Raw genomic sequence first — 15,678 nt, forward strand, 5'->3', positions numbered from 1 at the left:
CGGCCCGGCCGGCTGCGCACCGCCCGGCGTGTCAGGCGGTCACGGCGAGGGCGAGTACGGCCGCGGCCACCACCGGCGGGGCGAGTAGGAGCCCCTGGGTCACGATGGTCCGGGCCGGCACGGCCAGCATGAGCTGACGGCAACGACCCCACCACAGCAGCGTCGCGAGCGAGCCCCACGGCGTCAGGAGCGGTCCGGCGCCCGCACCGATCAGCACGGCGGCAAGCCGGATCGGGTCGCCGCCGGCTGCCGGCTCGAGCGCGAGGTAGGCGGGCAGGTTGTTCACCGCGTTGGACGTCCCGGCCGTGGTGCCGGCGAGCCGCAGCAACGCGCCCAGATCGGTGCCGGTACCCGACACGTCGCCCAGCCAGCGGCCCAGCCCGTGCACGTGCGCCACCTCCACCGCGGCGAACAACGCCAGCACCACCAGGAGCATCCGCCACGGCACCAGGTCGCGGGCCGGTACGGGCAGGGGGCGGTGCCGCAACCTGGCGGCGAGGAGCAGCGCGACGGCGGCACCGGCACCGACCACCACGGGCGTCACCCCGGCGGCGAACGCGACCGCGAGGCAGCCGGTGACGACACCGGTGACCACCAGCAGCGGGCGGTCGGGTACGGGACGGTCTGCAGGGGTCACGAACCGACCGGTGAGGGCGTGGCGGTCACGGACGGCGAGGAGGGCGACCGTCACCACGATCGCCGTGATCGCGGGAGCAGCCATGAGCCCGACGTACCCGACGTCGGACGCCCGCAGTGCGTGGTCGGCGAGCAGGTTCGTCAGGTTCGAGACGGGCAGCACGAGGGAGGCGGTGTTCGCCAGGGCAAGGACCGCCAGGGCGAACGGGAGCGGCGGGCTGCCTGTGCGACGAGCCAGCACCACGACGACCGGGGTCAGCAGCACCGCGGTCGTGTCGAGCGAGAGCACGGCGGTGCTCGCGGTGGCCAGCACCACGACGAGGACCCACAGCGCCCACCGCCGACCTCGGGCGGCCCGCGCGGCCAGTCCCGCGGCGGCGTCGAACAGACCGGCGGCCGAGCAGACCTCGGACACCACCGTGAGGGTCGCCACCAGCCCCAGCACCGGCAGCGCCCGGGTGGCCAGCTCGCGCGCCTGGTCGGCGGGCAGCGCCCCGGTGAGCAGCACCGTGGCGATCAGGACCGGGGCAAGGACCCACCACGGTCGGCGTCGAGGAGCGGTCACGACACCACGAGCGAGAGCTGCCGGGCGCCCGAGCGCGGCGGTGCGTCGAGCTCCACGGCAAGCACACGCGGCACGGCTGTGTCGTCCGCCCGGGACGCCGTGGTCAGGGCCGTCCCGACGAGCTCGGTCGCGGCGCCCGCGAGCTCGTCGGCGTCCCGCGGCGCTCGGGACCGCCGTGTGATCAGGTGGCGGACGAGCAGCCCGCGGGTGTGCTTGGCGTGGTGGGACACGACGGTCCGGCGCCCCGCGTGCTCGCGCAGCACCCGCACCGCGACCCAGTGCGACGGCTGAGCCGGACGCCACGCCGCGGCGTAGGCCGCCGACCGGCAGTCGACGACCACGCCGTCGGCGACCTCGGTGTCCAGGACCTGTCCCAGGTGGGGTCTCCAGCCGGACGCGAGCGCACCCACCCCGTCGAGCGTCGTGCCCATCGAGAGGCGGTACGCCGGGATCAGGTCCTCCGGGGTGACGACGCCCCACAGGCCCGAGACGATCCGCACGGTGGCCGTGGCGCGTGCCCGCTGTGCGGGGGTGAGCCGGTCGAGACCGGCGGCCGCGTACAGGACGCCGCTGTAGACCCGCCGCGCGGGTGCGGTGGCAGCGGTGCGCAGCCGCGTGTTGCGGGCGACCTCGTCGGCCAGTCCCGCGCTCACGCCGAGGACCTCCAGCGCGTCCGGACGACGGCTCACCTCGGCCAGCGCGTCGAGCACCCGCTCCCGCCACGGGTTCAGCGCCGGTGCGGACAGGGTGCCGAGGTCGAGGACGGGGCCACCCGCCGCAGGTGCGGTCTTCCCCTCGGAGGGCGGCAGGAGCACGAGCACGGCCCGACTGTAGACGGCCGAGGCGACAGTGCGTCGTCGCCGGCGACCCGTGGGCGCGCTAGGCTCGTCACGCGGATGAGTCAGTCAGGCGGCCGCGTCGGTCCTGCTTCGGCAGGTCCGCCGAGGAACGTCCGGGCTCCGTAGGGCAGGGTGGTGGGTAACGCCCACCCGGGGTGACCCGCGGGACAGTGCCACAGAGAACAGACCGCCTCGTGCGTCCGGTTCGCCGGACGGTCGAGGTAAGGGTGAAACGGTGGTGCAAGAGACCACCAGCGTGCCGGGCGACCGGTGCGGCTAGGTAAACCCCACCCGGAGCAAGGTCAGACAGGGAGCGTTCGAGGGCGGCCCGCCCGAGCTCCCGGGTAGACCGCTGGAGGCGTGCGGCAACGTACGTCGTAGATGGATGGTCGCCACCCGTGCGGGGGTAACCGCGCGCGGGGACAGAACCCGGCGTATCGACTGACTCATCCGCCCTCTAGGGCCCCTGACCTGCAGGAACACCCGCTCTAACGCCCCGCAGAGGGGTCGTCTGGGGGCTGTTGGGGGCTCGCGTTGTTGCAGCATGTTGCGCTCTGTGCGAGCGCGGAGCCCCCAGAGAGCCCCCAGGATCTGCGCCACCCGGGCGCCCTCCGGAGGCTTGCGAGCTACGCCGGCAGGCGCCGACGGACGTCGGCTGCGCGCAGCCAGACGAGGTGCTCGCGGGTCGTGAGCTCGTCGTCGGTGATGACGACCATGACGTGGGTCTGCGTCCAGCGGATCGCGCGTGCCGGGACCCAGAACGCACCGCCGAGCAGGACCAGTCGCGCCAACACCGGGATCCGCCCCTGCGGCTTGACCGGGATGTGCCGGGGCACATCGGCGTTGAGGGGGGCATCGAACACGTGTTCGAGCGTACTCGGGAGGGTGCCAGAAGTGCGGGTGAAGACTTCTTGCAACTTCCGGGTTTAGGAAGTAGACTCGTATCACGAGGTCAGGGGAACAGCCCCAGACCCGGACCGGAAGGAACCGGCCATGCTGCACTACATCACCATCAGCGACGAGAACTCGAACGCGATCGTCGAGACCGAGGTCAACGACCTGGCCGCCGCGCTGACCGAGTGGTTCCCCGAGGCCCCCGCCGAGGTGACGGACGCGATCGAGGACCTGCAGTCCGCCGCGAAGGCGGGCAACTGGGAGCGGGCCGACCGCCTGGCCCACTACCTCATGATCGTCATCAACCGCTGACCCGCCACCCCCGGGGGCGCCACCACAGGCGCCCCCGGGGCCCACCCCACCCCACACCCCGGAGAGCACCATGAGCGACAAGATCGACGCTGTCTGGCCGGCCGTGCCCGCCGACGAGCGCATGAGTCCCGCCGAGCTGCGCGTCGTGCGCGAGTACCTCGGGCTGACCGGCGAGGCCCTGGCCGCCTACCTCGGCGTGAGCTCGCGCACCGTGCGGCACTGGGAGGCCGGCCAGTTCGCCGTACCCGACGGGGTGCGCCTCGAGCTCGAGCAGCTCGAGGAGATCACCGCCCGCGCCGTCGACGACGCCGTCGCCCAGCTGCTCGACGTCCCCGAGCCCACCGTCCTGGTGTACCGCTCGGACGAGGAGTATCGCGCCGCGCAGCCCGACACGCGCCTGCCGGCGTCCTGGCATCGCGCCGTCATCGCCCGCGCCGCCGATCGTGTCCCCGGCCTGGCCATCGACTATCCGCAGCCGGTGAGTTGACCCTCGACGCGGCAGCTGGCGTGGCGTCCAGGCGGAGCGCACTACTCTAGTAGCACAGACGTTCGAACGCGTTATCGAATCGTTACGCGATGCGACTCAACTCACCCTGATTTCCCCCCGATCCACCGGGTGAACCGGGCGCGACGCCCAGGTTCGTGTGCGAGCATGACGAACGTGACGGGGGAATCGACGGTGACTGGGGGCTCTTACACCGACTTCCTGACGCCAGGCGAGGTCTTGCATCGGTCGGTCGAGGATGTGTGCATCCAGGCCGAGAAGCAGGGCTGGCGGGTCCAGAAGCGGGACCAGCGGGGCTTCAGGTATTGGTGTGCGTGTCCGGGCGCCAGGCAGCACAGTGTGTACATCGACGCTGCCGAGATGAGATACGAGCGGCTCGACTTCCTGCTCGAAAAGACCTGCCTCAAGTTCGACTGACGAAAGAGACACACCATGAAGATCTTCGGGTTCCAGGCACAGTTCCAGCCGGCCGGTTCGGAGGTCACCTGCGAGACGATCGACGAGATCATCGACCGCATGCACGACGCGTTCGCCGCCGACGCCAACGTCTACTCCGCTGACCTGGTCGGCCTCGGTACCGAGCAGGTAGACCTGCTCGTCGGTGTCAAGGTCGCTGACGCGTCCGGCTCTGGTGAGGCGACCGAGTTCGCTGTCGCCGCGTTCAACGCCGCCTTCGCCGCGGCCGAACTGGACGAGCCCACGCTCGCGACGTTCTCCGTCGCCGAGGCGCGTCAGCTCGCCTACGCTGGCTGACTTCACTCGCGACGAAGCGGCCCCGCACCTCCCTCGGGCTGTCTCTTATACGCACCTCCCTCGGGAGGTGCGGGGCCGCTGTCGTCTGCTGGGTGCGTCAGGTCGTCAGGATGCGGTCGAGCGCTTCGACGGCGGGGTCGGTCTCGTCGATGTCGGCCAGGGTCGCGCGCAGTTGCTCGAGCACCGCCTGATCGATGCCCTGCAACTCGAGCTCGCCGACCACGGCCGCGGGCGCGTAGCTCGGGGTACGCACGGAGCCGAGGGCCAGACGCACGAGCCAGTCCGGCACCCGCGGCGACAGCCAACGCCACACCAGGTACCAGAGCGCGATCGCCACGGTGACCACTAGCCCGACCGCGACGTCCGAGGACAGCAGCACCGCGAGCGCGTCGCCGAGCTCGGTGGGCAGGTAGTTGAGGGTGGTGGCGAGGAGCCAGGTGACGACGGTGCCCCACCAGGCGGGGACGGCGGTGCGGAGCAGGGCGACGACGAGGTCGGAGAGCTGGCGCTTGTTCGGGGTGTCGGTGGTGGTGCTCACGGGTCCTCCTGGGTCGGGGTGTGTGGGTGTGGGTGGGTCAGGCGGGTTGCCAGGTGGTGCCGTCGAAGATGACGCGGGTGCCGGCGATGGGTCGCCAGGCGGTGCCGTCGAACTCGACGAGCAGGGGTGTGCCGTTGAGGATGCTGCGGACGAAGCCGTCGATCTCGACGATCTCGACGTGTGCGGGTGTGCGGGTCGGGGCGATGGCCTCGATGTCGACGATCTGGACGGTCGCGGAGGGTCCGGGTGTGGCCCAGGCGATGACCTCGAGGATCTGGACGGTGCAGGTGAGCTCGCCGGAGATCTCGGTGATCTCGACGGTGGCGGCCACCTCAGACCGCCGCGGTCACGGCGATGGTCACCCGGACCCCGGACGTCCAGGTCGAGGGGGTGACGAGGGCGACGTCGGCGGCGGGGAACGCGACCTCGACCCACCCGAGGGCGGAGGGGATGGGCACGGGGACGGTGGAGCGCAGCGTCGAGCCGTCGTAGAGGCGGCCGATGAGCGTGCCGGTGCCGGCGCCGATCTTGCGCAGGCGGACCCGCACGACGAACCCCTCGTCGGCGTCGGGGGGGTCGATCTGCCCGTACCTGGCGTCCAGGAGCAGGTCGGTGGGGTTGGGGGTCGAGGTGATCCCGGTCGCGTCCGAGCCGTCGGAGAGCACGGCGAGCACGGTGCCGCCGGTCGGGGTCCAGCCGGCCGAGGAGTTGATCGCGGCCAGGCGGGCGACCGTCGGCATGGCCGAGGCGGTGACCACGACGTCGTCCTGTGCGGTGCCGGAGCTGTCGGTGACGATGCAGCGCAGGACGGTGGTGCCGACGTCGGAGGGCGTGAACGTGGTCGTCGCCGAAGACGGTGCGGAGAACTCGCCCGTGGGCCCGGACAGCTGCGTCCACGTGAACGTCTTGGTGCCCGAGCCGCCGACCGCGGTCGCGGCCAGCTCGGCCGGGGCAGCGCCGATGAAGACCGACTGATCGGCGCCCGCGTTGACGGCCAGCGCGACGGCGGCGACCTCGACGTCGATCAGGTAGCTGGAGGTCCCGGTGAACGTCGAGGGGTTGCCGAGCGTCTGCGCTGCGGCGTCGTAGGCGGCTCCCGTGATCGTCAGGGTCCCGACGGTCAGCGGCAGCGCCGCGGACTTCGCCCCGTAGTTCAGGACTCCGGCGCCCGCCGGCATCCAGATGCCGATGCCGAACGGGGTGCCGGCCGCCACGTCCTGCGGGGTGTCGAAGTCGATCTCGACCCAGCCGGGCGTGACCGGCACGGTGAACGTCTTGGACTGCCGCGGCGTGGAGTCCGCGCCGACCCACAGGTACGCGGTCAGGACACGGCCGGCCATCTCGGTCGCCGAGGCGTAGTACCGGGCCCTCGTGATCGTCGCGGCGACCGACGAGACGAACCCGTGCTTGAGCGCCAGCGGGGGACCCTGGTCGTAGTTCGGGCTCGTCATCTCCGGCGCCGTGGCACCGTACAGGTTCGTCATGCTCCCTCTTCTCCTACGGGGCGGGGATCGTCGCGACGAAGACGCCAGCGGCGGTCACGATGCGGTTGGGGCGCTCGGTGCCCCAGGTGACGTCCTCCGGGCCGACCACGGCGCGGTGCACGGGGCCGAACACCCAGGAGTCCTGCACGATGTCGTTGCCCTGCACGTCGAACGACAGGCCGTCGGGCACGGCGGCGTCGCCGTACATGCGCATGACGTAGCCGCCGCCGGCGAGCAGGTTGTCGTGCCAGGTCTGCATCCCGGTCGCACCGTCGGCGCAGAACAGGGCGGCGTTGGGGGCGCCGACCCCGTTGGTCGGGCGGACGTCGAAGTTGCTGCGCCGCAGGACGACCGTGCCGCCGCCGCCGAAGTTCTGGGCGCCGTCGTTGTGGTCGTCCGGGCCCTGCCCCTTGACGCGCACGAAGCACTCGGTCGCGATCACGTCGCCGTTGGTCCTCAGCCCGTCCGACGAACCGCCAAGCCTGCAGCGGAAGAGCTCGTAGGACCACGAGCCCACCGCGTGGTCCGAGGCGGCGCCGGTGCCGGTGTCGAAGGTGCACCAGCGCGCGACGAACGCCCGCGACGTCGAGGCGTTGTTGATGAAAGGGATCCGGCAGGCAACGAGCGTGACGCCCGCCCGGTCGGGGATCAGCCCGCCCCGGAAGTCGCGCTTCGAGATCGTGCCGCCGTCGGCGACCAGGTCCGACATCGACACCAGCGCGGTGTGCACGACCAGGTCCGCGTCCGTCAGCGTGCGGCCCAGCGACGCGTCGAAGTAGGCGGTGTGGCCCGTGTTCACCTCGGAGATCTCGCGGCCGTGCGCGACGGTTACGACGTCCGTCGTCACGCTCGCCGTCGCCGCCGGGCCCACAGCTCCGTCGTCGTCGACCGCTGCCACCGCCAGGGCGACCGTCACGCCGGACGTCAGGCCGGTCACGGTGTGCGACAGGCTGGTCACCGTGGCGACGAGCGTGCCGTTCACCCGTACCTGGTAGCCCGCGACCGTCCCATCGCCGTCGGTCGCAGCCGACCAGGACAGCACCACGGACGTCGCCGACGGTGTGGCCACCAGCGCACCCGGGGCCGACGGGGCCGCGTTGGCCGGCGGCGTACTGCCGCCGATCGGGCGACCGTTCAGCGGCAGCCACCTCGAACCGTCGAACACCACCTCCGTCGGGCTCACTGAAGCATCACCCCGCGGTCACCAGCGACCGCACCCTCGGCGACCGTCGGGGCGTTCGCCGCGGTGAACGTGCCCCAGTCCGTCCACACCTGCGCACCCGGGCGCCCCAGCCGCACCGACCGCGACAGCGCCTCCTCCGCGGCCGCAGCAGATGACGCCGCCGACGCGGCCGCGGCGTCCGCAGCCGCCTGCAGACCGTCCAGCGAGGTCAGCACGATCGGAGGGAGGCTGCCCGACACCCACAGCACCTTCGGGTGTTCATCGACGCGGAACACCTCGATGAGCCCCTGCGGGCCGGCCTTGATCGACGTCATCGGCACACCCGAGGCGCCGCGCACCGTCAGCGGATTCGCCAACGCGACGTCCGTCGGTGCATACACCTGGCCCTCGGAGTTCGGCGCCAGCTGACCGGTGACCGGGTCGAGTGCGGGGATCGACTCGTACAGGTACTCCATCAGGATCTCCTCACGGGGTGGCAGACAGTGTCGGCGGGGTCAGGAGCTCGTCGGCGACCCGGACCGGTTCGAGGGCCACCCACACCACCGCCGCCAGCACGACCCACATCGCGAGGGCCGCGGCGACCGCGAGCGCGAGGTAGGTGAGGGCGCGGCGCATGTCAGAGGCCGAGCAGGGCGGACCAGGAGCGGGTGCCGCAGCTGCCGTCGGGCTGCCCGTTGGTGCCGGTGGTGGGGTGGTCGATCTGGAACGCGCGGAAGCCGGCGTCGGTGCTGTTGCCCCAGTCGCCGTCGATGCCGGCCTTCCCGATGCCGTACCCGTTCGCGATGAGCAGGCCCTGGGCGCGCTTCACGGCGACGCCCTTGGAGCCCTTCTTCAGGGTGGGGAGAGCGGACACGTCGATACCTCCGTTGGTCACTGCCGGGGCTGTCGTCGGCGGGGTGGGTGCAGTGCCCGGCGCTGGCGCCGTGCCAGCGAGGGTGGCCACGCGGGCCAGGAAGGTGTCCCAGGGGAACGAGGCGCCCGGGTCCCAGTGCGTCGAACGGTGGTAGGCGGCGTTGACGTCCGCGTGCCCGACGAAGCCCGCCTCGCCGGCGAGGATCTGCGCGACGCTCAGGTGCCGGATCGGGATGCCGTGCGCGCGCACCCACTCGGCGGCCTGCTGCGCGCCCTGCTCGAGGATCGCGACCGACGCCGGGTCCGACCATCCGGCCAGGTCCTGGCGGGCGTAGCCGGCCAGCTCGAGCTGCAGGCCGTCGGCGTTCGCACCCGGCGCTGCCCACGCCGTGTCCGCGTCCGGCACGCACCGCACCCGCGAGTCGGTGTCCGCGCACACGTGCGCCGACGCCTTCCGGGCCGGGTTCGCGAACGCCCGCGCGACCGCCTCTGCCACCGCCGGCGACTCGGCGACCTCCATCGTGTGCACGACGATCAGCCGGATCGGCCTGACCCGGCCGGCGTACTTGTTCGGGCTGAGGATCTCGAGCACGGGTGCCTCCCAGGGCATGACGAGGTGCCCGCCACCGGTCGGGGACGGGCTGGTGCTGCAGAGGTGAGGTGAGGTCAGTGCGCGGAGACGCGGACGTGGTCGTCCAGACGTCGAGCGAGATCCACCCGTTCGGTGCGCTCGGTGCGCAACTCGGAGCGGATGCCGCCGATGTCCTGGGCCTGGCCCTCGAGCGTCACGCCTTGCTGGGCGACCATGTCGGTCAGGTGCCCCACCGCGGCCACGAGCGTCGTCAGCGCATCCTTCGACGAGCCGCCGTGGTTCGGGGTGAGCTCGGTCGCCGCGTGCGCCGCGCTGGACGCCGCGCTCTCCGCCTGCTCCGCAGCCTTCTCCGACGATGCCGCGGCCGCGCGCGCGTCACGACGCAGCGGCCTGGTCACCAGCGCGACAGCCACCGTCGCGACCGCCGGCACCACCACCGTCAGCGCTGCGAGCAGACCCCAGACCCACCAGGGCGTGCCCTCCGGAGGTGCGCTCACCAGCCGATCGCCAACCAGTTGACCCGGTGAAGCAGACCCCCGGTGTTCAGCGCCGCCCACGAGGCGCGCGGCCGCATGACCGCGTACACCACGTTCGTGCGGCTGCCCGTCCCCCACGGGTTGCCCGCGATGGACATCTGCAGCACGTCACCAGCGGCGGTGCGGTCGATGTTCGAGTCACCATTGGTGAGGATCGCCGTCAGCAGCCCGTTCGGGAACGGCTTCGGGAACGTGAGCCTTGCGTACCCCGAGGCGTCGGTGATGGCAACCTGCGTACCCGCCTGCAGCAGGAACTTCGGAGACGCCGGAAGGTTCCCGTCCAGCAGCGAACCAGCGCCGAACACGTTCAGGGGCGACGACAGCGGAGTCTCCACCCACGTCGGGTTCCCCTGCGAACCGATCACACGCGACCACGTCGACGTCCCGATCTGCACTCGGGTCCCCGGTCGGGTGAGGTACTGCAGCACCAACTCATCGACGGCGCACATGCCACCGTTTGCCGACCAGCACCGCAGGTCGCGCAGCTCCTTGATGTCGGTGGACCCGGCGTCGATCCGAGCCAGCGCCAGTGGTTGGTCGTCGGCATCCGAAGTGGGGCCGAACCGGGCCCGTGCGGCGATCGCCGACAGCGGGTCCGCGTTGCCTTCGACGACTCCGAAGGTCGTCAGTCCCGATGTCCCGGCCCTGTCCCGGTGGGCGGTGATGAGGTCCCAGCGGGTCGACCCGCTCGTCACTGGATCGAGTGTGAGATTCACGGTCTCGACGGACGTGTCGGAGATCGCCTTGCCCCAACCGGCTCCAGCAGCCACCTGCACGGTACGGTCCGCCAGCGGAACCGCGCTGACTCGCCAGTCGGCAGCGCCGACGACGCCGTACTCGGCGACCGCGGCGAGCCAGTCAGCGGTGTTCGCCTCCGTGACCTGTCCGGCGTATCCGATGGACGTGATGGGCATGTCAGCTCCTGGTCCGGTCGAGGCGCTGGGCGCGCAGCGCCGCGGCGATCGCCGCGGCGAGGATCTGATTCGGGTCGTCGCGGTGCTCGCCGACGACGGGCGTGACGTTCGTGCCGTCGTTCCCCTGCGAGAGGGTCGCTTCGCGCAGCACCTCGGTGACTGTCACCCCGTCGGCGAGGTCGACGGTCACCAGATCACCGACGTGCACACCATCGCCGCCGTAGCGGAACGTCTGCGTCTCGGCGAGCTTGACCGAGAGGCCCGAGCGCAGGGCGCCGGCCGCGAGCGCCGCTTGCATGCGCGCCGTGGCGGCGGTCTCGAACCCGGGGTCGGTGTGCTTGAGGTCGCGGGCGTCGATGAAGGCCTCGACCGTGTCCCACTGGGCTTCGGCGGCGTGGTCGACGAGTGCGCGGAAGGTGCGGGCCTGGTCCTCGCCGTCCGCGCCGAGAACGACGCGTGTGGGCTCTGGCGGCTGCAACGACCAGTCTCCCTCGGTGATCGTGCCGCCGTCCTCGGAGAGGTTGATCGGCCAGGCGGTGGGCTCGTAGGCGTCGAGGACGAGGCCGGCGCCGATCTGGCGGACGGTGATGCCTATCCCGGCCTGGTCGACGAGGGGGTAGAGGACGTCGGCGGGGAGGGCCATGCGGGCCGAGACGGTGATGGTCGAGCCACGTCCGAGGTCGGGGGCCACGGTGATCGGGAGTCCGAGTCGGGTGATCGCGGCACCGAGGAGGGTCTTCGCGACGGTCTCGGCGGGGCCGGTGACGGTGTGCTCCTTGGCCGCCGACTGGTTACTGATGGGCGCGCCCGGCACGGGCCACAGGAGGGCGCGGGAGAGGAGCCACCAGTCGTCGCGGATCTGCAGCGTGAGCGCGCGCTTCGGACCGGCTCCCTGTGCGGAGCGAAGCCGGCACGGGCCGCCAAGGAGGTGCTCGTCGCGGTAGCGGATCACGGCCCGCGCACCGGGCTCGAGCAGCAGGCCGGCCTTCTTGCTGTCGGCCGCGACCGTGATCGACCCGGTGGGCTGCTGGTTGTGCCGCGGCGTCGCGGTCAGCGACAGGAAGTCGCCGACCCATCCGGTGTGCTGGAACGTGCGGTCGTAGACGACGACCTCGAACGGCTCGTCGATCACCACGCCCTCCGGTGGAGCGGAACGAGGGACGCGCGCACGGAGCCGGGGCCGACCATGTCGATCGAGACGTCGACCATGCCGCCGGCCGGGACCGGCCCCCACTTCGTCGAGGGCCCGAGCTCACGGGTCCGGTCCGTCGCCGTCGGCAGCTGCGAGGCGACCCACGACTCCTGCGCCTCACGTGTCACGAGGTCGATCGGCGGTGCGTCGATCTCCTTCGCCGTGCGCGCTGCGGGCGAGGTATCGATGACGAGCATGCGGCCCGGGCCGACCTCGAAGGGCACGACCACCGCGCGGCCGTCCACCCCGATGGTCAGCGAGTCCGTGTCGGTGACCCACCAAGTCACCCAGGACGGGACGTCACCGGGGTTCGTGATCGTGGCGGTGCTGAGCGTCGACTCCTCGCCGATCGCGAACGGGGGCCCGCCGCCCTCGGGGATGAACGGAGCAGCCGCGGCTGCCGCGAAGCGGCGCACGACCGGCGCCCCCTGCCAGTACGGCTGCTCCGCGACGAGGTTGATCCCGTAGAGCGCCCAGCCGACGAGCGACGGGTCGATGTCCGACGCGGAACCGTCCGTCTCGGCGTAGGCGCACCTGAGCGTGCGACGCGTGCCGTCGGGGTGGATGAGGGTCCACACCCCGGGCCGGTCCTCCTGGAGCGTGCGCCAGAACGCGCGGTCGTACTCGACCCACGCCTGCGATGACGCATCGGAGTACACCCGCAGCGGCCAGAACACCTCGCGGTCCAGCACCTGGAACCCGCGCGTGCGCGAGCCCGCGAGCGCCGGGGAGTCCGAGGAGAACCGCCGTGACTTCGGCGGCACGTCGTGGCCGCGGACACCCGACTGCAGCGACAGGCCCGTCCCCTCGGACTCGCCGCCGGTCAGGTCCCAGACGGTGCCGTCCCAGCCCGTCCACGTCATGCCGAACCCGCGGAACGCCGGCAGGGGCGGGGGCGGGGGGATGAAGGGGACTGCGAAGACGGTCGGGCTCACAGCATGCCCCCCGCGCCGTCGAGGCCGTGCATCCGGACGGCGTCGAGCTGCTTCGCCGTGGTCTTGCGAACGAGGTCGTCGACGTCCACCGTCTGGATCACCCCGTAGTTCTCGATGCCTGTGATGCGCGGACGCGAGCTCGTGCTCGGTGAGCCGGTGCTCGGCCCGCCGAGGACCGCGCCGTTCGCGAACCGGCCGACGTACATGCCGAAGCGGCCGGCGACGTCCTCGAGGATCGCCTCGGACCGCTCGCGCTTCGACCTGGCGAGCGGGATGTACGCCTCGCCCTCGGTCTCTGGCTCGTTCCAGATCCGGGTCTGACCCGCCGGCGCGATCTCGGCGACGTGACTCTCGCGGATGCCACCATCCACGAAGTAGTCGACGACTGCTCCGTCGGCCCGGTTCGCGGCCGCGAGCGCCTGGGCGGTGTACCTGGCTCCCATGGCGGCCATTGACCGGTCGACGCCGGTGCTGTCCATGATCGCCTTGACCGTCACAGTCTTTCCCTGCCACCTGGCGAGGAAGTCCTGCATCTGCTGGTCTGCCGTGACGGCGTCGAACTTCGCCTGCGTCTCGACCTTGTCGGGCACCTTCAGGACCTCGTCGACGTAGGCCCACGCGGCATCCTCGGACATCCCGAAGGCGATCGCCGCGTCGTGGAGCGACTGCCGCGACGAGTCGAGCGAGGCACGGAACTCCGCCTCCGACCCCGTTTGCTGCAGCAACGAGTCAGCGCGCCGGACCCCAGCCTGCGCCATCGCGTCGAGCGTCGCCTGGTTCGCCCGACCCTTCTCCGTGCTGATGTCGAGCGACGTGCCGTTCTCCTCGATCGACGCCGTCACCGCGTCGATCGCCTCCTGGAACCTGCGCTCCGCCTCGCGGGCGTCGAGCGTCGGGGAGTTCAGGTCCGAGAGCATCTGTGAGAGCTCCTGCAGGGCTGTCTCGGCGTCCTGCGCACTGACCTCCACGGCGGACAGGGAGGACTCGTAGCCGTCGGCGGACACGGCCGCGTCCTCGGCCACCGGCCCCACAGCCGCGATCTTCTCGCGCAGTGCTTCCTGGTCGGCGGCGACTCCGCGGGTCGTGCCAGAGAGCTCGCCGAAGAGGTCGTTGATGTTCTCGGTCTGCTGCCGCGTCGTGTCCGCCTTCTCGGAGTACGTCGCGTTGGTGTTGCCCAGGCTCTCGAGGTACTTCCGGTTCTCGTCGAGCTGGTGGTTCAGCGACTTCGCCGCGGAGGACATCGGGTCGATCGCGATGTCGACGACCTCGCGCATCCCTAGCCCCAGGCTGCTGGCGGTGGCCAGGATCGTGTCCGCCCGGTCGCTCTGCATGAGCCGGTCGTAGATCAGCGCCCGCGACTGCTCCGTGAGCTTCGCCGTGGTCTGGTCCAGCGTCGCCTGGAACTCCTTCGACGCCTGTGAGGCCTTGCCCTGCGCGGTGAGCCACGCGCCCGCTGCGATGGTCGCCCCAGCGAGCGCGAGGCCCCACGGCCCGGAGAGCGCCGTGGCTGCGCCGCCGACCGCCTTGCCGAGCAGCGACGATCCGCCGCGCAGCGTGTCGATCGTCGTGCTCAGCTCGGCGAGCTTGGGGATCACGATCGCCGCACCGCCGACCAAGGCACTGAGCCCGGCTGCAGCAGCGCCGAGGCCGGCGACCCACGACTGCTGCGTCGGGGTCAGGGCACCGAACCCGGCGGCGAGCGACCCGACCATGTCCGCCGAGTCGGCGAGCGCGGGAAGGAAGTTCCCGCCGATGTCGATCGCGGCGTCGTTGATCTGGTTCCGAGCCATCTGCAGGCGCGCCTCGGTCGTGGCGTACCGCTTGTTCGCCTCGTCGACGAGTGCGTTGTTCTCGGCGAACGCCTCGTTGCCCACGGCGATCGACTCGTTGAGGAGGTCGCCGGCCGACGATGCGCGCCGCAGGGCGTCGGCTACGCGCAGGTCCGTGAGGCCGAGCTCGGACAGCACGGTGTTCGTGTCCTGGCCCTGGGCCTGCATCTTGCCGAGGCCCTCAATGAACGTCACGAGGGTGCCGGCGGCGTCTCGCTGCCACGACGTGCGGAAGTCCGCGGCGGACACGCCGGCGACGCGCGCGAACGTCTCGAGGTGGCCCTTGCCGGAGATCACGTCGGAGTTGATGTTCGTGATGACGCGGGACACGGCTGAGCCGCCGGCCTCCGCCTCGATGCCGACGCTGGACAGGGCCGAGGCGATGCCGAGGACGTCGGCGGTCGACATGCTCGCCTGACGGCCGGCACCGGCGATCCGCAGGCCCATGGAGACGATGTCCTTCTCCGTGGACGCCCCCGCGTTGCCGAGCGCCACGAGAGAAGCACCGACCTGGTCGGACTCACCGGCTGTCGTGCCCATGATGTTCGCCAGCTGCGCGAGCGACGTCGCGGCCTCGTCGGCCGACAGGTTCGTCGTCTCGCCCAGGTCGATCATCGTCTTCGTGAACTGGGTGACGTCCTGGCGCTTCACTCCGAGCTGGCCGGCGGCCTCCGCGACGGCGGCGATCTCCTCGTGCGTCGCGGGCAGCGTCGTGGCCAGGCCACGCAGCGACTCCTCGAGCGCGGCCATCTGCTCGGGCGACCCGTCGACGGTCTTCGTGACCCCGGCCCACGCCGACTCCCAGTCGATCGCGGACTTCGCCGACAGGCCCAGACCGACGGCGATGGTCGCCGAAGCGACCAGCGTCTTGCGACCGAACGACTCCATCGCGTCGGCCTGGGCGCGGTTCGCCTCGACGACTGCCGCCGCCTTCTTCGCCTCAGCGGCAGCCATCTCCGCAGCCGCCTGCGTCTGCATGTTGACCTGGCGACGCTGCTGCTGCTCGAGCTTGTTCAGCTCGCGCTCAAGAACCTTCGCCGACTCCTCAGCGGACTTGAAGCCCGTGCCGTCGAACTGGGAGGTGACGTTGACCCCGACGTTGCGGTTGCGGGTGGACAC

19 protein-coding genes and 1 other RNA gene are annotated in these 15,678 nt (G+C 71.5%); 5 read left to right on the plus strand and 15 right to left on the minus strand.

Features of this window, described 5'->3' with window-relative positions; all coding sequences use genetic code 11:
- Window positions 1–31: 31 nt before the first annotated feature.
- Window positions 32–1,201: an SLC13 family permease gene (locus tag ACTHAM_RS05830; RefSeq protein WP_440685295.1), complete on the minus strand. Its 1,170-nt coding sequence runs from the start codon at window positions 1,199–1,201 to the stop codon at window positions 32–34.
- Window positions 1,198–2,022, minus strand: coding sequence for a YaaA family protein (locus ACTHAM_RS05835; protein ID WP_440685297.1), 825 nt, complete (start codon window positions 2,020–2,022; stop codon window positions 1,198–1,200). Before ACTHAM_RS05835 ends, ACTHAM_RS05830 begins: the two co-directional genes overlap by 4 nt.
- Window positions 2,023–2,098: 76 nt before the next feature.
- Between ACTHAM_RS05835 and rnpB the strand changes: the two genes are divergently transcribed.
- An RNA gene (rnpB, locus tag ACTHAM_RS05840) (RNase P RNA component class A) lies at window positions 2,099–2,493 on the plus strand.
- 173 nt (window positions 2,494–2,666) lie between these two features.
- On the opposite strand, the gene ACTHAM_RS05845 is transcribed toward rnpB, so the two are convergent.
- Entirely contained in the window at window positions 2,667–2,903 is a 237-nt protein-coding gene (locus tag ACTHAM_RS05845) for a hypothetical protein (RefSeq protein ID WP_440685299.1), read from the minus strand.
- 130 nt (window positions 2,904–3,033) lie between these two features.
- Here ACTHAM_RS05845 and ACTHAM_RS05850 point away from each other — a divergent pair, with 130 nt between their 5' ends.
- The 4 genes from ACTHAM_RS05850 to ACTHAM_RS05865 all read left to right on the plus strand — a co-directional run bounded on the left by ACTHAM_RS05850 (window position 3,034) and on the right by ACTHAM_RS05865 (window position 4,504).
- Window positions 3,034–3,246 carry a hypothetical protein gene (locus tag ACTHAM_RS05850; RefSeq protein ID WP_440685301.1) on the plus strand — a complete coding sequence of 71 codons (213 nt, stop codon included), beginning with the start codon at window positions 3,034–3,036 and terminating at the stop codon, window positions 3,244–3,246.
- Between the two features lie 70 nt (window positions 3,247–3,316).
- Window positions 3,317–3,733 carry a helix-turn-helix domain-containing protein gene (locus ACTHAM_RS05855; protein WP_440685303.1) on the plus strand — a complete coding sequence of 139 codons (417 nt, stop codon included), beginning with the start codon at window positions 3,317–3,319 and terminating at the stop codon, window positions 3,731–3,733.
- A gap of 165 nt (window positions 3,734–3,898) precedes the next feature.
- Window positions 3,899–4,168, plus strand: a complete 270-nt coding sequence (locus tag ACTHAM_RS05860) for a hypothetical protein (protein WP_440685305.1) — start codon at window positions 3,899–3,901, stop codon at window positions 4,166–4,168.
- Window positions 4,169–4,183: 15 nt separating this feature from the next.
- Window positions 4,184–4,504: a hypothetical protein gene (locus ACTHAM_RS05865; protein ID WP_440685307.1), complete on the plus strand. Its 321-nt coding sequence runs from the start codon at window positions 4,184–4,186 to the stop codon at window positions 4,502–4,504.
- Window positions 4,505–4,601: 97 nt separating this feature from the next.
- Here ACTHAM_RS05865 and ACTHAM_RS05870 read toward each other — a convergent pair whose 3' ends face one another.
- From ACTHAM_RS05870 to ACTHAM_RS05925, 12 genes are read right to left on the minus strand one after another with little or no spacing between them, the layout of a single operon-like run.
- The gene (locus ACTHAM_RS05870; RefSeq protein ID WP_440685309.1) at window positions 4,602–5,042 is read right to left on the minus strand and encodes a hypothetical protein; all 441 of its coding nucleotides are present in this window, start codon (window positions 5,040–5,042) and stop codon (window positions 4,602–4,604) included.
- Between the two features lie 37 nt (window positions 5,043–5,079).
- Complete coding sequence (locus ACTHAM_RS05875; protein WP_440685311.1) at window positions 5,080–5,373, minus strand: hypothetical protein; 294 nt, start codon at window positions 5,371–5,373, stop codon at window positions 5,080–5,082.
- A gap of 1 nt (window position 5,374) precedes the next feature.
- On the minus strand, window positions 5,375–6,526 hold the full coding sequence (locus ACTHAM_RS05880) for a DUF4082 domain-containing protein (RefSeq protein WP_440685313.1): 1,152 nt from the start codon (window positions 6,524–6,526) through the stop codon (window positions 5,375–5,377).
- Between the two features lie 13 nt (window positions 6,527–6,539).
- A complete protein-coding gene (locus ACTHAM_RS05885; RefSeq protein WP_440685315.1) occupies window positions 6,540–7,709 on the minus strand; it encodes a fibronectin type III domain-containing protein in 1,170 nt (389 codons plus the stop codon).
- Window positions 7,706–8,164, minus strand: coding sequence for a hypothetical protein (locus tag ACTHAM_RS05890; RefSeq protein WP_440685317.1), 459 nt, complete (start codon window positions 8,162–8,164; stop codon window positions 7,706–7,708). The genes ACTHAM_RS05885 and ACTHAM_RS05890 overlap by 4 nt, the downstream gene beginning before the upstream one ends.
- A gap of 10 nt (window positions 8,165–8,174) precedes the next feature.
- Complete coding sequence (locus tag ACTHAM_RS05895; protein ID WP_440685319.1) at window positions 8,175–8,324, minus strand: hypothetical protein; 150 nt, start codon at window positions 8,322–8,324, stop codon at window positions 8,175–8,177.
- Window position 8,325: 1 nt separating this feature from the next.
- Entirely contained in the window at window positions 8,326–9,171 is an 846-nt protein-coding gene (locus tag ACTHAM_RS05900) for a peptidoglycan recognition protein family protein (RefSeq protein ID WP_440685321.1), read from the minus strand.
- 56 nt (window positions 9,172–9,227) lie between these two features.
- Window positions 9,228–9,650, minus strand: a complete 423-nt coding sequence (locus ACTHAM_RS05905) for a hypothetical protein (RefSeq protein WP_440685323.1) — start codon at window positions 9,648–9,650, stop codon at window positions 9,228–9,230.
- On the minus strand, window positions 9,647–10,603 hold the full coding sequence (locus ACTHAM_RS05910) for a gp53-like domain-containing protein (protein ID WP_440685325.1): 957 nt from the start codon (window positions 10,601–10,603) through the stop codon (window positions 9,647–9,649). Before ACTHAM_RS05910 ends, ACTHAM_RS05905 begins: the two co-directional genes overlap by 4 nt.
- 1 nt (window position 10,604) lies before the next feature.
- Window positions 10,605–11,735, minus strand: a complete 1,131-nt coding sequence (locus tag ACTHAM_RS05915; RefSeq protein WP_440685326.1) for a Gp37-like protein — start codon at window positions 11,733–11,735, stop codon at window positions 10,605–10,607.
- Entirely contained in the window at window positions 11,732–12,730 is a 999-nt protein-coding gene (locus ACTHAM_RS05920) for a hypothetical protein (RefSeq protein ID WP_440685328.1), read from the minus strand. Before ACTHAM_RS05920 ends, ACTHAM_RS05915 begins: the two co-directional genes overlap by 4 nt.
- A complete protein-coding gene (locus tag ACTHAM_RS05925; RefSeq protein ID WP_440685330.1) occupies window positions 12,727–15,678 on the minus strand; it encodes a phage tail tape measure protein in 2,952 nt (983 codons plus the stop codon). Before ACTHAM_RS05925 ends, ACTHAM_RS05920 begins: the two co-directional genes overlap by 4 nt.

This window comes from Cellulomonas soli (genome assembly GCF_052036975.1).
Taxonomy (GTDB): domain Bacteria; phylum Actinomycetota; class Actinomycetes; order Actinomycetales; family Cellulomonadaceae; genus Cellulomonas; species Cellulomonas soli_A.